This window comes from Desnuesiella massiliensis, assembly GCF_001403615.1.
Lineage (GTDB): Bacteria > Bacillota > Clostridia > Clostridiales > Clostridiaceae > Desnuesiella > Desnuesiella massiliensis.
Genome location: NZ_LN879457.1, coordinates 427,284 through 451,923 on the forward strand (window position 1 = coordinate 427,284; position 24,640 = coordinate 451,923).

General features: G+C 32.7%; 23 protein-coding genes. 17 read left to right on the forward strand and 6 right to left on the reverse strand.

Annotated elements, in window-relative coordinates; genetic code table 11:
- Window positions 1-145 precede the first annotated feature (145 nt).
- Window positions 146-910, reverse strand: a complete 765-nt coding sequence (locus tag BN2665_RS19995) for a helix-turn-helix domain-containing protein (RefSeq protein WP_055668881.1) — start codon at window positions 908-910, stop codon at window positions 146-148.
- A 133-nt stretch (window positions 911-1,043) separates the two neighbouring features.
- On the opposite strand from BN2665_RS19995, the gene BN2665_RS20000 reads away from it, so the two are divergent.
- The 5 genes from BN2665_RS20000 (at window position 1,044) to BN2665_RS20020 (ending at window position 6,909) form a co-directional block, all read left to right on the forward strand.
- A complete protein-coding gene (locus BN2665_RS20000) occupies window positions 1,044-2,348 on the forward strand; it encodes an ADP-ribosylglycohydrolase family protein (protein ID WP_055668882.1) in 1,305 nt (434 codons plus the stop codon).
- Window positions 2,349-2,440: 92 nt separating this feature from the next.
- On the forward strand, window positions 2,441-4,342 hold the full coding sequence (locus BN2665_RS20005; protein WP_055668883.1) for a sigma-54-dependent Fis family transcriptional regulator: 1,902 nt from the start codon (window positions 2,441-2,443) through the stop codon (window positions 4,340-4,342).
- Between the two features lie 293 nt (window positions 4,343-4,635).
- Window positions 4,636-5,694 carry an NAD(P)-dependent alcohol dehydrogenase gene (locus BN2665_RS20010; RefSeq protein WP_055668884.1) on the forward strand — a complete coding sequence of 353 codons (1,059 nt, stop codon included), beginning with the start codon at window positions 4,636-4,638 and terminating at the stop codon, window positions 5,692-5,694.
- Window positions 5,695-5,984: 290 nt separating this feature from the next.
- Window positions 5,985-6,437, forward strand: coding sequence for a helix-turn-helix domain-containing protein (locus BN2665_RS20015; RefSeq protein ID WP_055668885.1), 453 nt, complete (start codon window positions 5,985-5,987; stop codon window positions 6,435-6,437).
- Between the two features lie 40 nt (window positions 6,438-6,477).
- A complete protein-coding gene (locus BN2665_RS20020; protein WP_055668886.1) occupies window positions 6,478-6,909 on the forward strand; it encodes an EamA family transporter in 432 nt (143 codons plus the stop codon).
- 260 nt (window positions 6,910-7,169) lie between these two features.
- On the opposite strand, the gene BN2665_RS20025 is transcribed toward BN2665_RS20020, so the two are convergent.
- A complete protein-coding gene (locus BN2665_RS20025) occupies window positions 7,170-7,769 on the reverse strand; it encodes a tyrosine-type recombinase/integrase (RefSeq protein WP_055668887.1) in 600 nt (199 codons plus the stop codon).
- A 321-nt stretch (window positions 7,770-8,090) separates the two neighbouring features.
- Between BN2665_RS20025 and BN2665_RS20030 the strand changes: the two genes are divergently transcribed.
- Window positions 8,091-9,395: a putative bifunctional diguanylate cyclase/phosphodiesterase gene (locus BN2665_RS20030; RefSeq protein WP_055668888.1), complete on the forward strand. Its 1,305-nt coding sequence runs from the start codon at window positions 8,091-8,093 to the stop codon at window positions 9,393-9,395.
- 59 nt (window positions 9,396-9,454) lie between these two features.
- On the opposite strand, the gene BN2665_RS20035 is transcribed toward BN2665_RS20030, so the two are convergent.
- The gene (locus BN2665_RS20035; RefSeq protein WP_055668889.1) at window positions 9,455-9,772 is read right to left on the reverse strand and encodes a YbjQ family protein; all 318 of its coding nucleotides are present in this window, start codon (window positions 9,770-9,772) and stop codon (window positions 9,455-9,457) included.
- A gap of 200 nt (window positions 9,773-9,972) precedes the next feature.
- Between BN2665_RS20035 and BN2665_RS20040 the strand changes: the two genes are divergently transcribed.
- The 11 genes from BN2665_RS20040 to BN2665_RS20085 all read left to right on the forward strand — a co-directional run bounded on the left by BN2665_RS20040 (window position 9,973) and on the right by BN2665_RS20085 (window position 23,277).
- Window positions 9,973-11,145 carry an alanyl-tRNA editing protein gene (locus BN2665_RS20040; protein ID WP_055668890.1) on the forward strand — a complete coding sequence of 391 codons (1,173 nt, stop codon included), beginning with the start codon at window positions 9,973-9,975 and terminating at the stop codon, window positions 11,143-11,145.
- Window positions 11,146-11,411: 266 nt separating this feature from the next.
- Entirely contained in the window at window positions 11,412-11,786 is a 375-nt protein-coding gene (locus BN2665_RS20045) for a BlaI/MecI/CopY family transcriptional regulator (protein WP_055668891.1), read from the forward strand.
- A gap of 13 nt (window positions 11,787-11,799) precedes the next feature.
- Window positions 11,800-13,407 carry a M56 family metallopeptidase gene (locus BN2665_RS20050; RefSeq protein ID WP_055668892.1) on the forward strand — a complete coding sequence of 536 codons (1,608 nt, stop codon included), beginning with the start codon at window positions 11,800-11,802 and terminating at the stop codon, window positions 13,405-13,407.
- Between the two features lie 223 nt (window positions 13,408-13,630).
- Entirely contained in the window at window positions 13,631-15,328 is a 1,698-nt protein-coding gene (locus BN2665_RS20055) for a PucR family transcriptional regulator (RefSeq protein ID WP_055668893.1), read from the forward strand.
- 129 nt (window positions 15,329-15,457) lie between these two features.
- The gene (locus tag BN2665_RS20060) at window positions 15,458-16,360 is read left to right on the forward strand and encodes an oxamate carbamoyltransferase subunit AllH family protein (protein ID WP_055668894.1); all 903 of its coding nucleotides are present in this window, start codon (window positions 15,458-15,460) and stop codon (window positions 16,358-16,360) included.
- A gap of 15 nt (window positions 16,361-16,375) precedes the next feature.
- On the forward strand, window positions 16,376-17,968 hold the full coding sequence (gene fdrA / locus BN2665_RS20065; protein ID WP_055668895.1) for an acyl-CoA synthetase FdrA: 1,593 nt from the start codon (window positions 16,376-16,378) through the stop codon (window positions 17,966-17,968).
- On the forward strand, window positions 17,961-18,137 hold the full coding sequence (locus BN2665_RS26455; protein ID WP_074042372.1) for a fdrA domain protein: 177 nt from the start codon (window positions 17,961-17,963) through the stop codon (window positions 18,135-18,137). The genes fdrA and BN2665_RS26455 overlap by 8 nt, the downstream gene beginning before the upstream one ends.
- 13 nt (window positions 18,138-18,150) lie before the next feature.
- On the forward strand, window positions 18,151-19,401 hold the full coding sequence (locus BN2665_RS20070) for a YlbE family protein (RefSeq protein WP_055668896.1): 1,251 nt from the start codon (window positions 18,151-18,153) through the stop codon (window positions 19,399-19,401).
- A 142-nt stretch (window positions 19,402-19,543) separates the two neighbouring features.
- Entirely contained in the window at window positions 19,544-20,482 is a 939-nt protein-coding gene (gene arcC, locus BN2665_RS20075) for a carbamate kinase (protein ID WP_055668897.1), read from the forward strand.
- Between the two features lie 177 nt (window positions 20,483-20,659).
- Window positions 20,660-22,021: a hypothetical protein gene (locus BN2665_RS20080; protein WP_055668898.1), complete on the forward strand. Its 1,362-nt coding sequence runs from the start codon at window positions 20,660-20,662 to the stop codon at window positions 22,019-22,021.
- Between the two features lie 32 nt (window positions 22,022-22,053).
- Window positions 22,054-23,277 carry an amidohydrolase family protein gene (locus tag BN2665_RS20085; RefSeq protein WP_055668899.1) on the forward strand — a complete coding sequence of 408 codons (1,224 nt, stop codon included), beginning with the start codon at window positions 22,054-22,056 and terminating at the stop codon, window positions 23,275-23,277.
- 85 nt (window positions 23,278-23,362) lie between these two features.
- Here BN2665_RS20085 and BN2665_RS20090 read toward each other — a convergent pair whose 3' ends face one another.
- The 3 genes from BN2665_RS20090 to BN2665_RS20100 form a co-directional block, all read right to left on the reverse strand.
- A complete protein-coding gene (locus BN2665_RS20090) occupies window positions 23,363-23,575 on the reverse strand; it encodes a hypothetical protein (protein WP_055668900.1) in 213 nt (70 codons plus the stop codon).
- A gap of 130 nt (window positions 23,576-23,705) precedes the next feature.
- Window positions 23,706-23,918 (reverse strand): hypothetical protein, encoded by a 213-nt coding sequence (locus BN2665_RS20095; RefSeq protein ID WP_055668901.1) that lies wholly within the window; start codon window positions 23,916-23,918, stop codon window positions 23,706-23,708.
- A gap of 46 nt (window positions 23,919-23,964) precedes the next feature.
- Window positions 23,965-24,612, reverse strand: coding sequence for a hypothetical protein (locus tag BN2665_RS20100; protein ID WP_055668902.1), 648 nt, complete (start codon window positions 24,610-24,612; stop codon window positions 23,965-23,967).
- Window positions 24,613-24,640 lie beyond the last annotated feature (28 nt).

The window sequence follows — 24,640 nt, forward strand, 5'->3', positions numbered from 1 at the left end:
GAGGTATGATGGAAAGCGTAAGAAAGATTTAATCAGGTATCAGCTAATAACTGAAACATAAAATAATGTTTAACGAGAGATACAGTGCATACAAGTTAATGCTTAGGTAGTAGCCTTAGTCATAAAGGATGTTTTTCTTGTCATATTATTCTGACGAAGAGAAACATCCTTTACTATTTCTGTACTCACTAGGACATACGCCTACATATTTTTTAAATAAATTAGAAAATTGGCAGTTATCATAAAACCCACTTTCTATGGCTATAGAGGAAATAGATAGGGTTGTGTTCTGCAGAAGATATTTTGCATGGATAATTCTTTTGCTAATAATATATTTTGAAGGAGATAAACCAAAGTTTTCTTTGAATAGATGTCTAAATCTATGATAGCTATAACCAGATATTTCAGCTAAGGTATTCAGATCTATATCGTGATAAAAGTTTTCATTTATAAAATTTAACACATAGTTTAACCATTCATTACCTACCTCTGATTTTTCATTCAGCCTGGCTAGTTCTATAATTATTTCCTTAAGTAGAGCATTGAGCTTTAATTCATAATAATAATTCTTATTAATTATTTCACTTTTCATTTTATAAAGAATCCCTAGTATATTTTTAGAAGGAGTATCCTTTAGCAGAGCGTTATTCAATTTTATTGTACTATTATCATAAGAAAACCCTATGTATATGACTTCTGTAGCTTCAAAGTGAGTTTCTGAATGAAAAATACCAGGTTTTATTATAGCTATGCTGCCATCAAAATAGTTATGATCAATAGCTCCAATAGTAGATTTCCCCTTTCCCTTTATATAATAAACCAACTCATAGCAATTATGCTTATGAGGATGAGGGGGCTTGCTTAAATCCTCATAAGAGGTATAAAATAGAAACTCTAATTTACCTTCCATAAGATCACCCTTAAAAAATAATTTTAGCCATTTAATACAATATATTAGCCATTTTATTATATCATGAGGATATAAATCCATGTACCATGTAGGTGTATAAAAAATAATTATTTTGAGGTAGGAGGATTTAAAATTGAATTATGACGGTATACCAAATTATCAATTTTTATTAAATCAAATTGTAGAGTATAGCAAATTAAAAATTGAATATGGCAGCCAGGATATTATAGAACAGATGAAGGAATGCTACCAGAATTTAGAATCAAGTCTCAATACTATAAAAAGTCTATCTATAAATAAGGAACTGTATGAAAAAGAACCAGATGATTTAAATAAAATACTTTCTTTAAGACCACAAGGACCAAGGAAGCTTTGGAATAATTTTAGAGAAGAAGAGTATTTAGAGAAAGTAGAAGGAGCATTACTTGCGAGAATGGCAGGGTGTATTCTCGGAGCTAATGTGGAATCTTGGTCTATTGAAGAAATGGAAAGTTGGGCAAAGTATAGCGGCGATGCTTTTCCGCCTATTAATTATTGGTCTAGAACAAGGAATCCTGGAGTTATAAGATATTCAAAATGTGATTATACAGAGTATACCAAGGATAATATTAAATATGTGCCTGTAGATGACGATATAGCCTACACTCTTCTAGGCCTTTTAATAGCTGAAGAGTATGGACTAGACTTTACCACAGAGGATGTAGGAAAGGCGTGGGAAAAATATCTATCTTATGCTTATACAGCTGAGTTAGTGACATTGAATAATTTGAGAAAAGGATTAGAGGCGAATATTGCTGCTACGGTAGATAATCCTTATTGCCAATGGATAGGTGGGGATATTCGTTCGGATCCTTGGGCATATATAGCACCAGGGCTTCCAGAGAAAGCTGCTCAAATGGCTTATAGGGATGCTTATCTTAGCCATAGAAGAAATGGAATTTTTGGAGCAATGTTTTTTAGTGCTGCTCAATCAGCTGCCTTTTCCTTAGAAGAGCCTCTGGAGGCTATTAAAATAGGGCTGACAGAAATACCAGAACAATGCAATTTAGCAAAAGCTATAAGATGGTCCTTAAATGAATGCAAGAATATAAAGAACTATAAGGATGCAAGAGCAGCTGTAGATGATAAATTTAAAGGTATGAGTCCGGTTCACACCATAAACAATGCATGTCTTGTGGTTTTTGGATTAAGCATAGGAGGAACAGATGTTACTAAGGTCCTTTCAGAAACTGTTGCTATGGGTTTAGATAATGATTGCACAGCGGCTACAGCAGGAAGTATAGTAGGTGCCATAGTGGGTAAGAGGGGAGTGCCAAGCTATTGGTACGAGAATTTCAATGGAATTATTAAGTCTTACTTAAATGGAAGTGAGGAATTTAGGATAGAAGATGTGGTAGATAGATTTAAAAGTTTAGCGCAGAAAGCATATAATCTTTAAGAAAAGTTTTTTGTTATTATGATGAAAATATCTTTAAATCTGTGGCAAAGGAAACGTCCCCATGGCATAATTATTTTATGGAGGAGTTGCGTATGTTTACTACAGAAGGGTATAAAGAAATAATACAAGCATCCCACATAAGATGCAGGGAGGAATATGGAGTCCCTATAGATAGGATATTTCCAACTAGAATAATACAAGGAAAAGAGTTTATGGATTTACTTAAAGAAAACTGTGAGCTTATAAAAGTAGCTAAACCTTTTATGAAGATACTCTACGATTTTCTTAAGGGTTCGGGATTTTTTATAGACCTTACCGATAAAGATGGAATTATATTAAGCGTTATAGGAGATAGGGATGTAATAGATATAGCAGAAGCCATGGGCATGATGGAAGGTACAGATATGAGCGAAAAGAGCACTGGTACTAATGCCATAGGCACAGCACTACAGGAAGATTGTCCAATACAAATGGCCGAAAGAGATCATTATATAAAGGCCTATCATATATGGACATGTTCTGCATGCACTATACATAGTGAAGAGGGAAACATAATAGGATGCCTAAATTTAACAGGAAAATATCAGCTTGTTCATCCTCACACCTTAGGATTAGTGGTAGCTGCGGTGAAATCTATAGAAAATCATATTAAGAAGGAAAGATCTCAAAATGAACTTTTTGAAGCCTATCAGTACTTAAACACCATAGTAAATTCTATAGACACAGGGATTTTAACAGTAAATATATATGGTATTATAAAGTCTATAAACAATATAGCTTGTACAATGTTAGAAGTTAATTCTGAAGATATAATAGAAGCAAACATAGTAAATATACTAGAAAACTGGAGTTACATATATGATGAAATTTCTAATGGAAATGAATATGAAAATAAAGAAATAAGTTTTAATATATTGGATAAAAAGAAAAGGGTAAATTTAAATGCCTATGCAATTAGGGATAAACATGGTGTTATTACTGGAATGGCCTTAGTAATTAAAGATATACAGAAGGTTTATGACATGGTAAATAAGTATAGTGGTATGAGAGCAAGATACACTTTTCAGGATATTATAGGTGAAAGTGAGAAGATGGTCAACTTAAGATATTATGCTAAGAGTATTGCCAATAGTCCCTCTACGGTGCTAATTCAAGGGGAAAGTGGTACTGGTAAAGAACTTATTGCTCAGTCCATTCATAATAGCAGTGACAGAAAGGATTATGGATTTGTGGCAATAAACTGTGGAGCTATACCTAAGAATTTAATTGAGAGTGAGCTCTTTGGATATGAAGAAGGGGCCTTTACTGGGGCAAGAAAGGGAGGGCATCCAGGAAAGTTTGAATTAGCTAATAATGGAACCATTTTTTTAGATGAGATTAGTGAAATGCCTTTAGATATGCAAGTAAATCTTCTCAGAGTCCTTCAAGAAGGATATGTAACGAGAATCGGTGGGAGAAAGTATATTCCAGTAGATGTAAGAGTAATCGCCGCCACCAATAAAAACTTAATTGAAGAAATTGAGAAGGGTACTTTCAGAGAGGATTTGTACTATAGACTTAGTGTTATACCTATCTTTGTTCCTCCCCTTAGAGAACGTACTGGTGATGTACCAATACTTTTGGAACACTTTTTAAGGTTAAAATCATTAAAGCTTAAAAAGCCCATATTAAAGCTTAAAGATGAATTATATTATAAGCTTGTAAGCTATGATTGGCCAGGTAATATAAGAGAGTTAGAAAACTGTATAGAGAATATAGTAAATATGGATGGCAATATATCTTTCAGCTTTAACAATAGAGTTATGGAGGTAGTTAAACAGGGAAATGAGAGTACGCTTAAATATAATATGTGCTCTTTAGAAGAATGGGAAAAGATGGCCATATTAAGCTGCATTGAAAATTGCCAAGGCAACTTATCTAAGGCCTCTAAGATATTAGGAATAAATAGAACTACACTTTATAATAAAATAAATAGATATAATATAAAGCTTTAAAATTATAACACATAGTAAATTTGTTAAATATAAGACACATGCACTAAATATAAATATGTTGAAATATTATACAGTGTTGAAAAATACAACGATATCAATATAAAAAATGTTGTATTTTTCAACACTGTTTATTATACTCCTAAAATGAATTCTAGATGATTACTATGCTTTTCAAATATGGCATGGATATTGCTAAAATAAGAATATAAAAGAAAGCATGAAATGATAATTTAATAACAATATGTAAGTGTTTTCTTGATAAATTAAAAATATTTATTATGGGAGGAATATCTATGAAAGGTTTTGCCATGTTAGGTATTAATAAGGTAGACTGGATTGAAAAGGATAAGCCATGTTGTGGAGTTTATGATGCCATAGTACGTCCTTTAGCTATATCTCCGTGTACTTCTGACATACATACAGTATTTGAAGGTGCTATCGGAGATAGACATGATATGATTTTAGGACATGAAGCCGTAGGGGAAGTAGTAGAAGTAGGAAGTGAGGTTAAAGATTTTAAACCAGGAGATAGAGTGGTTGTGCCAGCTATAACTCCTGATTGGAGATCCTTAGAGGTTCAAAGAGGTTTTCACCAGCATTCTAACGGAATGTTAGCTGGGTGGAAGTTTTCTAATTTTAAGGATGGAGTTTTTGCAGAGTTTTTTCATGTAAATGACGCAGATATGAATCTTGCAAAGCTGCCAGAGGGTATGTCCTTGGAAAGTGCTGTAATGTTATGCGATATGATGACCACAGGCTTTCACGGTGCAGAGCTTGCAGAGATAGAGATGGGTTCAAGTACAGTAGTTATCGGAATAGGTGCTGTTGGGTTGATGGCAGTATCTGGAGCAAAGCTGCGTGGAGCAGGGAGGATAATAGCTGTTGGAAGCAGGCCTCTTTGCATTGAAGCGGCTAAATTTTATGGAGCAAATGATATTGTGAACTATAGAAATGGAGATATAGTAGACCAGATAATGAACCTTACTAAAGGGCAGGGGGTAGACCGCGTAATTATGGCTGGTGGAGGAGTAGAGACCTTAGAGCAAGCGATAAAAATGGTTAAGCCCGGTGGAGTGGTATCTAATGTTAACTATCATGGAAGCGGTGAATCTTTGCCTATACCACGTGTAGAATGGGGTTGTGGAATGGCTCACAAAAGCATAAGAGGAGGATTGTGTCCTGGAGGACGTTTAAGAATGGAAATGCTTATAGATCTAGTTAGATATAATCGCGTAGATCCAAGCAAGCTTGTTACCCATGTATTCCATGGTTTTGAGAATGTTGAAAAAGCCTTATTGTTAATGAAGGACAAGCCAAAGGATTTAATAAAACCAGTGGTTATTGTGGAGTAGTAAACATCGTAATAAATCACGGAATCTTGTTAAGGAATTTTTTAAATCCATTAAAGATGAATAATGTATTTTAAAGCTAGGTTGCAAATTTAGAAAATTTTAATTTGCTTCCTGGCTTTTATTTTTTATTATGGAGTAAAAGATTATATAGTAGCAGAGGGTTATATAGAAATTCAACCTTAAAGTAAGTTAAATGTATATTATATACTGCTAAAGTACTATTAAATTCATAAATTCTATTGACAATACAAAAATATATTTTTATTATATATACAAAGGGAGGTATTAGTATGGATAGTAATATATTAAATATTGAACAAGCGGTAGAATTTTTAGGAGTTAGCGAGAAAACTTTAATAAAGCTTTTGAGAGAGGAGCATGTTCCAGCTAGAAAGATAGGAAGAGAATGGAGATTCAGCAAGGAGGCTCTAATAAAATGGTTAGCAACGGGAGATTCTTGTAACTATATCAATAAGAATGAGCTCTATCAAGTTTCTGATGATGCTAAAGGTAAAACAGAAGAGTTATTTAATGAAATTTGTGAAAGAATAACTTCTTTGAAAAAAATGAATAATATAAGACAGTACTTAAAAGTTCATAAGGATATAGCTGTTCCAGAAGACGCAAATCTTAGAATGAGCTATAAACAGCAAAGAGATGTGGAAAAATTAGAATTTAAAATATATTGGCCCTTAAGAGAGGAATATAAAGCTAATACAGAGCAAAATAAAAATTCATTATAGGGGAAATAAAATTTGTACATATTAAATGAGGTGTTATTAAATGAATTATCTATGGTTAATATTCGCACTATTATCAGCTTTTGCTGCAGCACTGGTACCTATATTCGGAAAAGTAGGACTAAAAGCAGTAGATGCAAATACTGCAACCTCTATTAGAGCTATTATTATGGCTATCTTTTTGTTTTTAGTAGTTGTATTTGAAGGGAAATTAAAGTTAATACCTACCATCATTGCTGATAAAAGAACCTTAGGATTTATAGTATTAAGTGGAGTTGCAGGAGCTTGTTCATGGTTATTTTATTTTTTAGCTTTAAAGTATGGTAAGGTTTCTCAAGTTGCACCTATAGATAAGTTCAGTGTGGTTCTATCTACGGTCATTGCTATTATTTTCTTAGGAGAAAAGATAACTAGAACTAATGCAGTAGGAGTAGGTATTATAGCTATAGGAGTAATTGTTGTTGCTTTGAGCTAAGAGGAAATAAATAAAAACTATGAAGCAACTTTTATTTAATGCACAATGCGCAGTGCACAATTCACAGTGAAGGTAATTTTTTCTACGCTGACGCTGCGAAAAAATTGGAAATTTATAAAGCGTGACAATGCTTAGTCACGGTTTTTTTATGATAAAGCAATCAAAATTATAAATTTAGATTTTTCGTAGAGTAAGGTCGAAAAATCCTCCATAATTGTGCATTGTGAACTGTGCATTGATAAAAGCGACTTATGTAGCTTTTATACCATCTCACTCTTTTCTTCTAGTTTAGCGTACATTTTCTCTTGCTGTCTTGTAGTAAACTGAAAATATATTTCTGTATTAGAAACAGCCTTGTGACCAAGCCACCATTGGAGTTCTTTAATATCCATATCAGATTCAGCAAGATGAACAGCAGTAGTATGCTTAATTGCGTGAAAATGATGTTTGCTTGTATCCTCAATACTAGCTTCTTTACAATATTTCTTCATAATATAATCTAAGGTTTGTCTTGAAATAGGTTTGTTTTCTTGACTTTTAAATAATATTTCATAGCTATTTGTTATGTCATAATGCTCAATATAATCATCTATAGCTTGTTTAGTTTTTTCATCTAATCGTATAGTGTTGCTTTTACTGCCTTTTAATCTATTGCAAAACAACTCTCCTTTTTTACTGTTGTAATTCTCTAGTTTTATCATGGAAACTTCCGAAGCTCTTAATCCGCATCTATAGGCCGCTCTGAAAATAGCTAAATCTCTAATAGCATGCTTTCCATCTGAACTAGTTATTGCATCTAAAAGCTTTTTCATTTCGTTTTGGGTAAAATATTTTATTGTAACATCATTATTTCTTACCATAATTAACTCCTTTTCATAAGTTAGACAAAATAAATATTTTGTCTAATCAATTATAGCATAATTTTTCTAATAATCCAATTTTTATAGTTTTAATTTCATTAATTTTACATTAATAAATAAAAATGCGAGGAAAAATAAGTAATAAAATAAAAATTATTAGTAATAATGATATATTGTGTAATATTTTTTTGGTTTAAATATAAAATACCCACTAAATTATAGACAAAATATTTATTTTGTATTAATCATATATAATTATACTATTTATAAGCAGAAATGTAATCATAAGTAATAATTATTTTTTAAATTTTGGAGGAATATATGGAAGAAATGTGTAGAAATGACGAAGGGTGTCTAGAAAAAGTACTTAATATAAATTTTTCCATGAACAAATATAAAGAATTATTAAATAAATACATAATTAAGAAAGAACCATTTGCATTATGCTTAGTAAATATTAGAGGCTTCAAATTATACAATCATGTATTTGGAAGAGAATTAGGAGATTCACTTCTATATAATATATATATGAATTTTAAAAGGTACATGAACAGAAGGGGAGAGGTCTACAGATTTGGCAGTGATATTTTACTTTTTGTATTACCTGATATTCCAAGTAAGTATCATGCTGAATGTATCTTAAAAGATATTTTTAATAGGTCTAACAGACCCTATAATATTATGGAACATAAAATTAAGGTTAAATTTAATATTGGGGCAGCCATATTTCCTGATGACACCAATGATTTAGAGGAACTATTAAATTTTGCTGATGCTGCTTTATATCATAGTAGACAGCATTCTAATAAAGGATATAAATTTTTTGATTATAATTTATACGAAAAGTTTATTCAAAAAGAAAAGACGGAAGTTGAAATATTTAATGCAATTTATAAGAACGAGTTAACGTTATATTATCAACCTCAGGTTAATTTAGAAACAAGAAAAATATTTGGAATGGAAGCTTTAATAAGATGGAAGCATCCTAAGCGTGGAATAGTTAGTCCGGCTGTTTTTATAGATATAATTGAGAATGATAATATTATAATTCAGGTAGGGCAATGGATAATAGAGGAAGCTTGTCTTCAGATAAAAACATGGAATAGGTTGGGTTTTAATGACTTAAGTGTATCTGTTAATATATCGGAAAGACAGCTTGAAGATGAAAATTTCTTTAATTTGCTTCAAGAAATACTAATTGAAACAGGAACAAACCCTAAACAGCTTTGTTTAGAGATAACAGAAAGAACCTTATTAAAATCCAAAGATACAGTAATAAATAACTTAAATCAAATAACTAGTTTAGGTGTAAAAGTATTTTTAGATGATTTTGGTTCAGTGTATTCTTCTTTAAGCTACTTATATAAATTTCCTATTGGCGGCTTAAAGATAGATAAAGCTTTTATTGATAATATCACCGAAAATACTTCAAAGTTTATTATAACTAGAAATATTATAGAGTTAGCAAAGGACTTACATATGGATTTAATTGCTGAAGGAGTGGAAAATATTGAACAACTAAATTGTTTAAAGAAATTGAATTGCCCTAAAATTCAGGGGTATATTTATGGAAAGCCAGAAGATCCTAGTTCAGTAATTAAATTGCTTGAATATTATAACGGATAGCCTATAGAATTAAAAAAGCAGTGATTTCAAAATGAAATCACTGCTAGACGACGTATGGATTATTCTATAAATACAGCCGTTCCTGAAGCTATAACCATTATCATATTACCTTGACCTAAAGTCTCATAATCTATTTTTACACCTACCACGGCATTAGCTCCTAAGTTAGAAGCTTTATTTTTCATTTCTGCTATAGCTTCCTCTCTTGCATTTATAAGTTCATTTTCATAAGAACCAGATCTGCCTCCAAAAAAATTCGAAAGTCCTGCTGCAAAGTCTTTAATAAAATTAATACCGCTAACTACTTCGCCAAAAACTATTCCCTTGTATTCTGTAATTCTCTTTCCTTCAATAGTATTAGTAGTTGTTGCTATCATAATATTTCACCTCTCTTAATAGATAATATATCCTAATAATTTAATTTTAGAATAATATTATAACATATTCAAATTTAATTTTTTAAATACCATCATAAGTTAATTATGATAAAATAAAGCTAAATAAATTAAAATAAGTTCTTTAGAAAAACATTAAGAGCATTATTGAAAATGTTTAATTTAAGGAGGGCCCTGACAGTATGACAGAAAAATTATTTTATAAAGACCCGTACCTATGTGAAGCTGAGGCAAGGGTGGTAGAAGTTTTATATAAAGAAGATAAGGTGGAAGTTATATTGGATAAAACTCCTTTCTATCCAGAGGGGGGCGGACAACCAAATGACCTGGGATTTATCGAAGACATACCCGTTACCTATGTTTATGAGGAAGAGGAAATCATATATCATGTAATGGATAAGGCTCCTAGTAATTCTTTAGTAAAATGTAGGGTGAATTATAGTAGAAGAAGAGATCATATACAGCAGCATTCTGGAGAGCATTTGCTGTCAGCAGCATTCTTTAAGCTCTATAATGCTGCTAATCGAGGGTTTCATCTAGGCGAGGATTATGTCACTATTGATATTGATTTAAAAGAAATAAACGAAGATATGATAAAAGCTGTGGAGAAAAGGGTAAATGAATACATATATACTAATCTTTCTGTAACTACCTTTTTTACCAATAAGGAAGAAGCGAACAAACTTCCTATGAGGAAGGAGGTAAATCTAGAGGGTAACGTAAGAATAGTCAACCTTGGAGACATAGATTATTGTGCTTGCTGCGGAACTCATGTAGTAAGAACAGGCGAGATAGGATTAGTAAAGATTATTAAGACAGAGAAAAATAAAGGCATGACAAGAGTTTATTTTAATTGTGGTGAGAGAGCCATGAAGGATTATATGAAGAAGCAAGATATTTTAAATGAGCTAAGCAAGATGTTATCCATAGGTGAAGAAAGTATAATTAATAAGATAAGTGCTCAGAAAGAAGAGCTAACAGAAATTAAAAAACAGTTACTAGAATACAAAAGAGCAGAGGCTTTTAAAGAAGCAGAGGTGCTAGAAGCTCAAGCAGAAAATAAGATAATATTTAAAATTTTTAAAGAAAGAGAGTTTGAGTTTTTAGAGCAGGTATATGACTCCGTAAAGGAAAAAGAATATATTCTTGTAATTGCTTCAGGAATAGATAATCAATTAATGTTTGCTCATAATGGGTCTTTTCCTTTAGAATGCGGAAAGATATTTAAAGAGAATCTAAAATCTTTCAACGGTAAAGGTGGAGGAAATAGCAAAAGGGCTCAAGCGAGATTTGAACAGCTTGAAGATTTAGAGGGATTTTGCTATAAAATTAGAACCTTAGTAGAAACTTTATAGTATGGAAGCAAATAAATAATTAAATATATAATGATAATAGTTATAGGGAAATACTACAAAAAACCAAATTTATAGGTGTTCTAAAATGGCATTTTTAAGCCACTATGATGCATATATAAGTTGGTAGTTTAAGTTATTTCCCTATATTTTTTTACCTGCATAAAGAAGGAAAAAAATAGTTTCAAAAATAATTATAAAAACACTTGACAAACTCATCCTACAATTGTAGTCTATAAGTGTAGACTACAATTGTAGGAGGGTTAATCATGAAAGAATTACCTAAAATATCTGATGCCGAGTGGCAAGTAATGAAAGTGCTGTGGGATAAGGCGCCATTGACCTCAGCGGAAATAATAGATGACATTAGCGAAAATACGACCTGGAGTCCAAAAACCATTCATACTTTAATAAGTCGTTTGGTAAAGAAAGGAGCCATTGAGGTTAACAAAGAGGGGACCTTTTATAAATATAATCCTCTGGTATCTCAAAAGGAATTAAGAAGAGAAGAAACTAAATCCTTTATTGAAAAGATTTATGATGGATCTTTAAAGCTATTGATATCAAATTTTATTAAAGAAGAAAATTTAACTCAGGAAGAAATAGAGGATCTTAAGCAGATTTTAAATGAAAAAAAGGAGTAAAGGGGTATAGTACATGGAGCTAAATTCAATTTTTAAAACTATACTATTGACATCAGCCATGGGCAGTGTTGTAGCAGTAATAATTATTTTAATAAAGGGTTTATTTAAAGATAGGCTAAGCGCTAACTGGCATTATTATATTTGGTTATTAGTAATGCTTAGACTAGTATTGCCTTACTTTCCTACTAGCTCCTATAGTGTATTTAATGTTTTTAACAAACCTGCGGAACAGATGATAAAAATTGACCAAATATCAATAAAAGAGCAGAGTGATATAAATAAAATAGAGGGAGATCAAGCACAATCCTCAAGCGGCACCACTATGCAAAATATAGATAGTAATAACCAAACCATTAGTGAAGCTAAAACTTCTATAACAAAATCTAATAATAAGCTTAATTCAAGCACATTAAGCTTAATATGGATTATTGGAGCGGTAATTTTGTCAGCTTATATATCACTTTCATATATAAGATTTGCTCTTAAGGCTTCAAAAGAAAATATATGCAGAGAAGAAAAAATCTTAAATATACTTGAACAGTGCAAGAAAAATTTAAGGATTAGAAAAAAATTATCAGTAATATATAGTAAGAACGCTAAAACCCCAACACTCTTTGGAGTTATAAGTCCAAAGCTATTTATTCCAGAAGGACTAGCAAATGACCTATCTGAGGATGAGAAGAAATATGTTTTTCTACACGAATTAGTGCATCTAAAGCGTAGAGATATACTTGTTAACTGGATAATGACAGTCTTGCTTATGATTCATTGGTTTAATCCTATACTATGGTTCTCCTTTATAAAAATGAAAAAGGACTGTGAAATTTCCTGTGATGCAATAACTTTAAGTCATATTAATCCAGAGGAATATAAAAACTACGGAAGAACTCTAATAAAACTTGTGGAGCTATTTTCAAAGGCTCAATGGACTCCTGGAACCACAGCTATAGTAAATAAATCTGAGGTCAGGAGGAGAATAATAATGATTTCAAAATTTAAGAAGAGAACTTTTATTGGAACTTTTTTAGCAATAGTAATAACTTTAACCATAACAATTATGGGACTTACCGATAGTAAAAGTATAAGCAATGCGAAGACATCCAATGGTAGCAATAATAATATAACTGCAAAAGCTCCGGAAATTTCGGATGATAAAATTAGAAAATTATTGTATGATAGCGATATGAGCATTAGAAAGCTTGAAACCTTGTACAAAGACGATTCCTATATAACACTATCAGATAGCAAGGGGAATAATTTCACCTATTCGAAATTAAAAGAAGATGTGAAGACTTTGGAGGATTTAAAGAAATATTTAGATAAGACTATAGGATTAAATATCTATTTTTCAGAGGAGTTCTCTAATAAGCTAATAAATTATATAGCTAAAAAGCATAATGATGAATACTATGTTCTTTTAGGGAACTTTGGATTGAGGTATTTGGTAGAAAAAGTAGAAATAATAAGTAAGAGTTACGAGGGAAATAAAGTTCGTATGTCAGGAAAAATGCCGAATTGGGAAGAGATACCCAGAGAGATGGAATTTACTTTAAGCTACGAGGGAAATAGATGGGTACTTGATAAAGCGAATTTTTGGGGAATAGAAGCTGTAGCTAAATAGAGAATATTTATAGATGGTAGGCCGTCCTTTTAGGGCGGCCTATTTAAATCAGCTTATAGTTTATTTTACAATAAATTATAGAAATAAAATAAAGGCAAGCTTATAATAAAACTAAATAATATGCTTTAGGCATATTTTTAAAGAAGCATGTAAAAATATATCTAACATTAAATTTATTTATCAATGTATATCTAATCCATAGATAAGAAGTGTGGTGAAATGAATGAATGTAGGAGAGTTTGCAAACTGCCTTGAGGAAAAAGGTTTTTTAGTCATTGCTGGAGAGGGTGGCTTAAATCAAGAGATGATAAGCATTAATATGATGGAAAATCCTGATACTCTTAAATGGATAAAAGCTGGAGAGTTTTTACTTACTACGGGATATTTTATGAAGGATGATGAAGAGCTTCAATTAGAATTTATTAATCAGCTTAGTAAAATTAATGCTGCAGGTATAGGCATTAAAAAGAATAGATATATTGGTGAACTATCACCAAGGGTTTTAGCACAAGCAGATAATTTTAGACTGCCCATAATATCCATTCCCTATGAGTATAGTCTGTCAGATGTAAGCAGTATTTTTTATAAGGAGCTTTATGAACGCCAAAGTGAGGTGTTAAGAAAATCTTTAAATATCCATGAGCAGCTTATGAATATAGTGCTTTCAGGGGGAGGCATCGAGGAGTTAAGTAAAGAATTAATAAATCTGATACATAATCCATTATTGATTGCTAATGAATATGGAGAAATAATAGCTAATGAGGGATTGCTTGATGCAAATAAGATGGATGAAGAGCTCTTTATCAAGTATGAACAAGAGACTATGGTAAATATTGATATTTTAAAGAGCTATTATAATAACATAAGTAAGGAAATGCCTAGGGAAGCTATAAAACTTATAACTAAGGCTTTAGGTGAGGAGATAACCTATAGAATAAAACCTATAGTATCTGAAAGAGAGATATATGGTTATATTATTGTTGGAGAGCTTGAGTCCAAGATGGCAGAGTTAGATTATATAGCTGTTGAAAGAGCTTCGGTTATAATACTTCTTGAGAGAATGAAGCAAAGAGCTATTGATGAAACGAAACAGCTTATGAGAAGAGATTTTTTTGATGATCTTTTAGAAGGAAAAATTCACTCTGAAAGCGAACTTGAAAACCTAGCCATGATTTATGGGCTAAAACCTAGACTTAACTATTCCTGCATGGTAGTAGAATTTAAAAATATTAATGATAATGTACTTCAATATTACACTGAGAAAAAATTTGCTAGTCAATTTAGAGAGGATATATTTAAGGTTGTAGAGACTATAGGGCTAAAAGCCCAAGTTAAAACTGTGTCTATTATAAGAGGAGGATATTTAATTATATTTATCCCTTTCAAAAATGAAGAAAATCATAAGGAAAATAGAGATTTCTGCGTGAGTTATGGAAGTATATTAGAGAAAGCTCTTATGGAAAAATATGAGGATTATCAATTAAGCATAGGTATAGGAAAGAGCTATACTATATTGCATCAAGCTAAGAGCTTTAAGGAAGCTATGGAATCAATAAGAATAGCTAACCAATTTGGTAGTGATAAGAATATTGTGCATTTTGATGATTTTATGATATATCATCTTTTAAATTCTTCAGGGAACACAGATATGTTAAAAGACTTCTATAATAATTCCATAAGAACTTTAGCAGAATATGATAGTAGAAATAATACTGATTTAGTAAGTACTTTAGAAGTATATTTCCAGTGTAAGAGCAATATGAGTGAAGCGGCTAAAAATCTATATATTCATAGAAATACTCTATTATATAGACTGGATAAAATAAAGGAAATTTTAAATACAGATCTTGAAAATGGAGAGGAAAATTTAGAATTACAGTTAGGAATACACATAATGAAATTACTAGCATTATACAAATAATAGACCATGATTTTGTTCATGGTCTATTTTTGTGCACTTTGTACAATAGCAAAGCTTTATTTTTTAGCATGTTGTTGATGGATTATTGAAAGCCTTGTCCTATAATAATTCTTGAAGAGGGGGATTAAAATGTTCCATATAAAAGCATTGAGCAAACCTGTATTTCAGGATTTAGAAGGGCTCAAGGGTGCCAAAGTCCACTCAATATTTAAAAGGGTGATAAATTTAGAGCGTCAAGGTAAGCTGATTTCAATTCAAAATCCATCAGTGCCTAAAGGATCTCTATCAATGAATATAAGTGAGGAAGTAGACTTTTCTAGCTATTCAACATGCTTTAGGGGACATTTAGACATTAAAGACAACACTATTTATCTAGGAGCCTTAAATTTCATTCTAGATAAACCAGAGATCTGGGAGCCTCGGCTTAAATATTATCCTGAAATTTATTTTAGAAACAAGCAGAAATTTATAAAAACACTAAAAAGTATAATTATGATTAATGGCAAGGAGGGTGGCATTAAAGAAGACGTATTTAATGTTATGCCTTCTGTTGTGTCTCATAATGCAGATTTAAAATACAGCCATTACAACGAAATCCTAACGAAAGCAGCTAACTATTTAAGTGAAAAGGATTTAGGTGGAGGGGCAAAGGAAATATGTAATCTAATCGGTATGGGTATTGGACTTACCCCTTCCGGAGACGATTTTTTAGTTGGAGTTATCAGTGTATTGCATAGCATAAATTCAACAAAGTCAGAGAAGTCTTATGTTAAAGAGTTTTATGAAAGTTTATGTGCTGAAATCTTATGTAATTTGAGTAAGACTACCATGGTAAGTAGAACCTATCTCCAGGAGGCTGTTTGCGGCAATTTTAGTGAAAGCTTTCACAATATATATAAAGCCCTATCAGAAGAGGATTTAGAAAAATTGTATGAGGCTTCTTTAAATATGATGGCAGTGGGACATTCATCTGGTACGGATGGGTTATGCGGAATACTATGGGGATTCTATCAATTAGATTTTTTATATTAAAAAATGGAGGTAGCTATGATAATAAAAAATATTATTAAAAAGAACACCTATTATGATTCAGTTACGTTAATGATGCTTTCCAGCAAAATTGCTTCTATGGATGGTATTTTGGATGCCACAATAATGATGGCTACAGATTATAACAAAAGATTAATGACCGATTCAGGATTGTTATTGCCTGAGAATGCAGAAATCAGTGCTAATGACTTGGTCATTGCTGTTAAAACAGAAGAGCAATCAAAAATAGAAGAAGTGGTAAAGACTGTAGAAGAAGAGCTTCAAAAGAAAAATGATACAGCTCAAGAAGGGGATCTAAAGGCAAGAACTTTAGAAACTGCTTTAAAAAGATTACCCAATGCTAACTTTACTGTAATATCAGTGCCAGGAAGATATGCTAAAAATGAAGCTATGAAGGCTTTAGAAAATGATCTTCATGTATTGTTATTTAGTGACAACGTATCCATTGAGGATGAGATTGAGCTTAAGGACAAGGCTATAGAAAAGGGACTTTTAATGATGGGACCTGACTGCGGAACTACTATAATAAGTGGTACAGCTTTAGGTTTTGCTAATTTAGTTAATAGAGGAAAGATTGGAATGGTGGCAGCGGCAGGTACAGGATTACAAGAAGTAACCTGTTTAGTAAGCAGATTAGGAGAAGGGGTTTCTCAAGGCTTAGGTACTGGCGGTAGAGATGTAAAGGAAGCCATTGGAGGCAGAATGATGCTAATGGGATTACAGGCTCTAGCTCAAGATGATGAAACTGAAGTAATAATGATTATATCAAAACCACCTCATAAATCTGTTATGGAAAAAATATTTAAATTTGTAGAAGGAATAAACAAGCCCGTAGTTACTTGTTTTATAAGTGGCAGCAAAATAAATATCAAGAATCCTAGGGTTATTCAAACCTTTACCTTAGAAGATGCAGCTTATGCGGCAGTAAGCCTTGCAAAGGGAACTACTGTAGAAGAAGTGATATTTACTGAGGATAAAGAAAGAATTAATAGTATCCTTGCACAAGAGATAAGTAAGCTTAATAAAGAGCAAAAATATATAAGAGGTCTTTATTCTGGCGGAACATTATGTTCAGAGGCAATGGTTCTAATGAAAGACACTATGGGAGATATATATTCTAATACTCCATTGGATGAAAAAGGCTTATTAAACAATATAGAAGTTAGTGAAAAAAATACTGTGCTAGATTTAGGGGACGACTACTTCACTAATGGTAGACCTCATCCAATGATAGATCCAAGAGTAAGGTTAGAGAGAATGAGAAAAGAAGCCTTAGACAAAGAAACAGCAGTAATATTATTAGATGTAGTTTTAGGCTATGGTTCTCATGAAGATATGGCTGGAGAGTTAATATCAGCTATAGGAAAGATAAATAAAGAGCTAGAGACTGAAGGTAGAAAGATAAGCTATATCGCTTCAGTATGTGGTACTGATGAAGATATACAAAATAGAAAAGAGCAAGTAGAAAAGCTTGAGAAAGCAGGAGTTATAGTAATGCCTTCAAATGCACAAGCAGTGAGATTAGCTGTATTAGTCGCTTCAAAAACAAAGGATTGTGGCGAAATAATAGGAGGAAATCACAATGGATAAAATAAGCAATTTATTTAAAACCAAGGTTAAGGTTGTAAATATAGGCCTTGAAACTTTTCATGAAGCTAATAAGCATCAAAATGTAGAGTGCATCCATATCGATTGGAGACCAGCAGCGGGTGGAGACCCTAAATTACTTGCAATACTAGCAAAATTAAATAAGAAATAGGAAGGTGGAGCAAATGAAATTTAATATAAACGAAGCTAATAAGATTGCCTTAGAAAGAATGCAAAAAGCTAATACATTTTTAGTGGATGTAAAATATGCTAAAGAAGTTATTCCAGGCATGGATCCTATGACTATAGGACATGCTGGACCACCAATAAAGTGGGAAGACATGTGTGGACCTATGAAAGGAGCTATAGTTGGAGCTATAATTTACGAAGGTCTAGCGGCTACTTATGAAGAGGCTGAAAGCATGGCAGCCAGTGGTAAGGTTAAGTTTATAAGCAATCACAGTATGGGCTGTGTGGGCCCTATGACCGGTATGATAACTTATTCTATGCCCTTGCTTGTAGTAAAAAATGAAACCTTTGGCAATTATGCCTATAGCACCTTTAATGAAGGCTTAGGAAAGGTTATGCGTTTTGGAGCTAATGATGAAACTGTAATCAGAAGATTAAAGTGGTTAGAACAAGTATTGGCCCCAGCTTTCAAAAAAGCTTTAGCTTTATCAGGTCCAATTAACTTGCAGGTTCTTACAGCTAAGGCTCTATCTATGGGGGATGAGATGCATCAAAGAAATGTAGGAGCTTCTTCTATATTCTTAAGAACTATAATGCCTTATATAGTAAGAGCGGTTGAAGACATTAAACAGTTACAAGAAATCACAGATTTCATAACCGGAAATGAGCAATTCTTCTTAAATATAGCCATGGCAAATGCTAAAGCTACTATGGATCCTGTTAAGAACATAGAGGGTTCCACTATAGTTACAGCTATGAGCAGAAATGGTACAAACTTTGGAATTAAAGTGAGTGGATTAGGAGATCAATGGTTTGAAGCTCCTGTAAATATGCCAAAAGGATTATATTTCCCAGGCTATAGTGAAAAAGATGCAAATCCAGATATGGGGGATAGTGCTATTGTTGAATGTATTGGATTAGGCGGTTTTGCTATGGGAGCTGCTCCAGCAGTAGTTCAATTTGTAGGTGCTACATCAGTACAAGCAGCCATTCAATACACAAAGGATATGGAAGAAATCACTGAAGGAAGCAATCCTTCATATCAAATGGCGAATTTAAATTTCCAAGGAGTACCTACTGGTATTGATATAAGAAAAGTAGTAGAAACTGGGTTGCTTCCAGTTATCAATACAGGAATGGCACATAAAGAACCAGGAGTAGGTCAAATTGGAGCAGGTATAGTAACAGCACCTATGGACTGTTTTGTCAAAGCTCTTATAGCCTTTGGTGAATTGGTTGAGGAGTAAAGTTTATGACGAGCCCTTCTTTATGAAGGGCTTGCTTCAAAGGAAAAGGAAGCATTGGCTATAACTACTTCAGCATAGGATAAATCGAAATATTTACTGTGATGTTTTTATAAAAATATAAAAGAATGGAAGGTTAAATAATATGAAAGAAAAAGTGGTGCTTGCTATTGGAGGAAATGCCATACAAAAGGAAGGGCAAAGAGGAACCATAGAAGAGCAAAAGGAAAATATTTATAATAGCTGCAGTCCAGTTCTAGAGCTAATGGAAAAAGGATATACCGTGGTAATAACTCATGGAAATGGACCGCAAGTAGGAAACACTCTTATAAAGACAGAACTAGCTTCGGAAGTAGTTCCTAAATATCCTCTAGATGTTTGTGATGCTGAGACACAAGGAAATATAGGTTACTTAATTCAGCAAGCCTTTCATAACAAAATGAAGGAAAGAGGAATCGAAAAGTCTGTAGCTACAGTAGTTACCCAGATAGTTGTAGATAAAGAAGACCAAGCTTTTCAAAATCCTACAAAGCCTATAGGACCTTTTTATGAGAAGGAAAAAGCAGAAGAAATCATGAAAGAAAAAGGTATAACCTTTGTAGAAGATAGTGGTAGAGGCTATAGAAGAGTAGTACCTTCACCTATGCCTAAAAAAATAGTAGAAAAAGAAGCTATAGAAGCTTTAATTGATAAAGATATATTAGTTATAACCGCTGGGGGTGGAGGTATCCCTGTAATTGAAGAAGAGGGAATGCTAAAAGGAACAGAGGCAGTTATAGACAAAGATTTTGCTAGTGCTTTATTAGCAGCAGAGATAAAGGCAGATTATTTCTTTATACTGACAGGAGTAGATCAAGTGGCTATTAACTTTGGAAAGCCTAATCAAGAAAACCTTGCTCAGTTATCTGTAGAAGATGCTTTAAGATATATGGAAGAAGGACAATTTCCTAAAGGTAGTATGGGACCAAAGATAAATGCGGCTATATATTTCTTAAAAAAAGGTGGTAAAAATGTAATAATTACCTCTATAGACAAACTTCAAGATGCTTTGGAAGGTAAAACAGGTACTAGATTATTTCTATAAGAACTATAGTAAAAGCTATTGTGCAAATTATACAACCAATGCGTTAAAAGTATAGACTTTTTATACATTGTTACTAGAGCACTTTATTTGTAATATTATTTATGAAAAGAAAAGTTCTAGAACTGATAAATAAGCCCTGTAAACCTATACAAAAAATCTATATACAGGAGGAGCATTATGAATAAAAAAAGATTTTTTTCAATGACTTTATTAGCACTTATGTTTACTTTACTAATGTCTAATATATTAGTATTTGCAGCGGAGGGTGCAGCAGCACCAAAGACACCTCAGGGTGCCTATGCATTATTAACAGTAATTCCTTTAATTGTTATATTGGTATTATTATTTAAAAGAGTGGACATGCTTGTAGCAGGATTTATTGGTGGAGTAATGGCAATGATTATAGGTGGAATTACTCTTGCTCAAGCTAATGACTTCTTATTAAAATCTATACCATCCATGCTTACAATAACCGTGCCAATTATAAACTCAGCTTTAGCTATGGCGGTTTTTAAGTCCGGTGGATATACTTCAGCCCTAACCCTAGTTAGACGTGGTATCAAAGGAAGAGTTGAATTCTTTGCAGCATTTATAGTAATACTACAGGCAGCAGCTACTTATATGTCAGGTATAGGTGGAGGAAGCGCTATGGTTATAGCACCTCTAGCTTTCACAGCAGTTGGAGCTATACCAGAATTAATCGCAGGAATGTCTATAGCCGCTGCAGTATCCTTCACAACTTCACCAGCTTCTCTTGAATCTGGAATAGTTTCAAAGCTTGGTAATATAGCTGTAGGCGATTATGTATCAACTATGAGAATTTATTGGATAGCTTTTGTAGTCATAGCAATAATTATAGGATTCTATGGAGCTAAAAAGAGAAATGCTTTATTCCAAGGGGATGAAAGTGAAGAGTTTAAAGGTATGACTAATGCACAATTATTTAAAAACACTGTGCCAGCCATATTCTTACTATTCTCAGTTATCTTTGGACCTTTTGTAAATAATTTAGTTGGATTCCCATTACTTTCTCCATTAATGTACACAATAGTTACAGTAGCTTTAATATTCCTATGTACAAAGATGAACTTAAATCAATCAGTAAACTCTATGGTAGATGGTTCAAATTATATACTAGTAAGATTGTTCAGTGTAGGTATATTCTTAGCATTCATTAACATTATAGGAGAAACTGGAGCTTTTTCATCCATAGTTAGTGTTGCAAAGCTTGCACCAGCAGCTTTAGTGGTGCCAACAGCGGTATTAGCAGGATTCCTTGTTGGAGTACCAGCAGGGGCCTATGTAGGCTCAGTATTGACTTTAGTATTGCCAGTAGTAGCTTCTCTTGGCTTCTCACCAGTTTCCCTAGGCTTTGTAGCTATGGGGGTAGGACTTGGAAGTCAGATGAGCTTTGTAAATATAACAATGCAGGCACTTTCTTCAGGATTCCAAATCCCAATTATAGATGTGGTTAAAGGTAATGCAAAGTGGGTTGGAGGCTGTGTAGCATTATTGTTAGTAATATCATTTTTAATATAAAATAAATCTTTACAATAAAGGAGGTATATTCCATGGATATAATCTTAAGAAAAGTTAGAATTAAAGATGGAGAAGGCCTAAAGGATGTTGCTATAGAAAAAGGCAAGATAGTGGCAATTGAGGCAGACATTCAAGGAACTGCTGAAAGAGAAATTAACGCAGATGGAAGAGTTCTCATTCCAGGCTTAATAGAGAGTCACATTCATTTAGATAAAGCATTGATTGCAGATAGACTTCCAAATAAATCAGGTACACTTTGGGAAGCTATTGAAGTTACAGGAAAGCTAAAACCAACCTTCACAAGAGAGGACATAGAAGAAAGAGCTAGAAAGACTCTTATGATGTTAGTAAAGAAGGGGACTACTCATATAAGAACCCACTCAGAATTTGATCCAACACAAGGCTTTACTGGCTTTGAAACTGTAATGAAGTTAAAGAATGAGTTTAAGCACTTAATTGACATACAAGTAGTTGCTTTCCCACAAGAAGGAATATTTAAGTGTCCGGGAACAGAAGAAATGATGTATCAAGCTATGGAAATGGGAGCAGATATTGTAGGCGGTATTCCCTATAATGATATGCCAGCAAAAGATCATATTGATTTAGTGTTTGAAATAGCTAAAAAATACAACAGACCTATAGATTTTCATCAAGATTTTAAGGATGATGCTGATGGCATAACTATAGAGTATGTTTGCGAAAAGACCATAAAAGAAGGCTTTGAAGGAAAGGTGTCTGTAGGTCACTTAACAAGCCTAGGGGCGCTGCCAAAGGAAAGATTACAACCAATCATTGAATTAATGAGCAAAGCAGGAGTAAGTGTTATGAGCTTACCAGCTACAGACCTTCACTTGGGTGGAAGAAAGGATGAATATAATGTAAGGCGTGCGGTTACACCAGTGAGAGCTTTACGTGATGGTGGTGTTAATATGTGTTTAGCATCCAATAATATAAGAAATGCCTTCACACCTTATGGAAATGGTGATTTAATGCAAATAGCAATGCTTGCTATACCAGTATCTCACCTTGGTGGAGCAGACGATCTGCCAACAGTGCTGCCTATGATAACTTCAAATCCTGCTAAAGCTTTAGGTTTAAAAGATTATGGTTTAGAAGTAGGAAAAAATGCAGACTTAGTGCTTCTTGACACAAAAGCTGTAAGTGAAGCAATAATAGACATTCCAGACAGATTATTTGTAATTAAAAATGGTAAAATAATCGTAGAAACAGAGAAAAATGTAAAAGTTAATTTTTAATAGTTTCTCATTACTACTATAAATATACAGTCTTAAGGGAGGAATTGGATAATTATAATCTAGTTCCTCCCTTATTCTATCTATATTAAGCTAGTGCAATTATATCCCCAGGTGAAAACAATACTGTGGCTCCAGGCGCAAAAGTGGCATAGGGAGCTGTTAATCTTAAGTTTAGGAAGCCTGATATTGTAGTGCATCCATCAAGAACTTCACCGGTAGCAATTGGAAAAGGAGTACTAGAAAGTATTATTCTAATATTAACCCCTCTAAATCTTTGAACTATTTCATTTAGATTCATCTGTGGACCTCCTTTCTTTAGTATGTATAGGGAAACAAAGGTAAAAGCTTACGACGTTTCCATATAAAGAAAGGTAAAAGGTAAAGGAGAGGAATTTGCATAGTCTAAATCCTCCCCTACTCAATCTATATTAAGCTACCGCAATTATATGTCTTGGTGAAAATAATACTGTGGTTCCAGCAGCAAAGGAATCATAGGCAGCTGTTAATCTTAAATTTAAGAATCCAGGCACTGTAGTGGGTCCATCAAGAACTTCGCCAGTAGCGATTGGAAAAGGAGTACTATCAAGTATTAAGGTAATATTAACTCCTCTAAATCTTTGAATTATTTCATTTAGATTCATCTGTGCGCCTCCTTTCATCTGTATGTATCTATTCTAAGGTGAATAATTAGTAAAAACCTATGATAGAATTTCCATCTATAAATTTAATTATGGCACCAACTTTTATCATTATTACATTACCATAATAGGAGCCTAATACCTGACCAGTGACAGTTTCACCACTTGTTAATAGTAAGGTAGTATTTGTTCCTTGAAACCCGTTTTTTAGAAGATTGAATATATTTTCATCACTACTGTTAATTGTAGTATTGGTATTAATATTAGTTCTTAAATTAATATTAGAGTTATTATTAATATTAGCATTATAAGTATTAGTATTAGCGTTAGTGTTAGTATAAGAATTATTATTAGTATTAGTATTAGGGCTAGTATTGGTATAAGTATTAGTATCAGTATTAGGGCTAGTATTGGTATAAGTATTAGTATCAGTATTAGATATTGATGCATTGGAGTTATAAGAATTAGCAGTATCGGTATCGTTACTAGTGCTTTGTTTATATGCAGAATTTTTACATGCGGAGTCATCTATTGAGCTTTTCTCTGAAGAATTTACTTCAGTATTAGGGGCATCTTTTTTTTGTTCACTTTTTGAGAGCGAAAGGATAAGTGCATATATTAAAAGCTTTAGCTTATGTACCTCATCGAGGGTATACTTAGACATTAAAAGATTTACAATTAAAAGTTCATTAACCATAAAATCTTCCCTTATAAATTACTATACT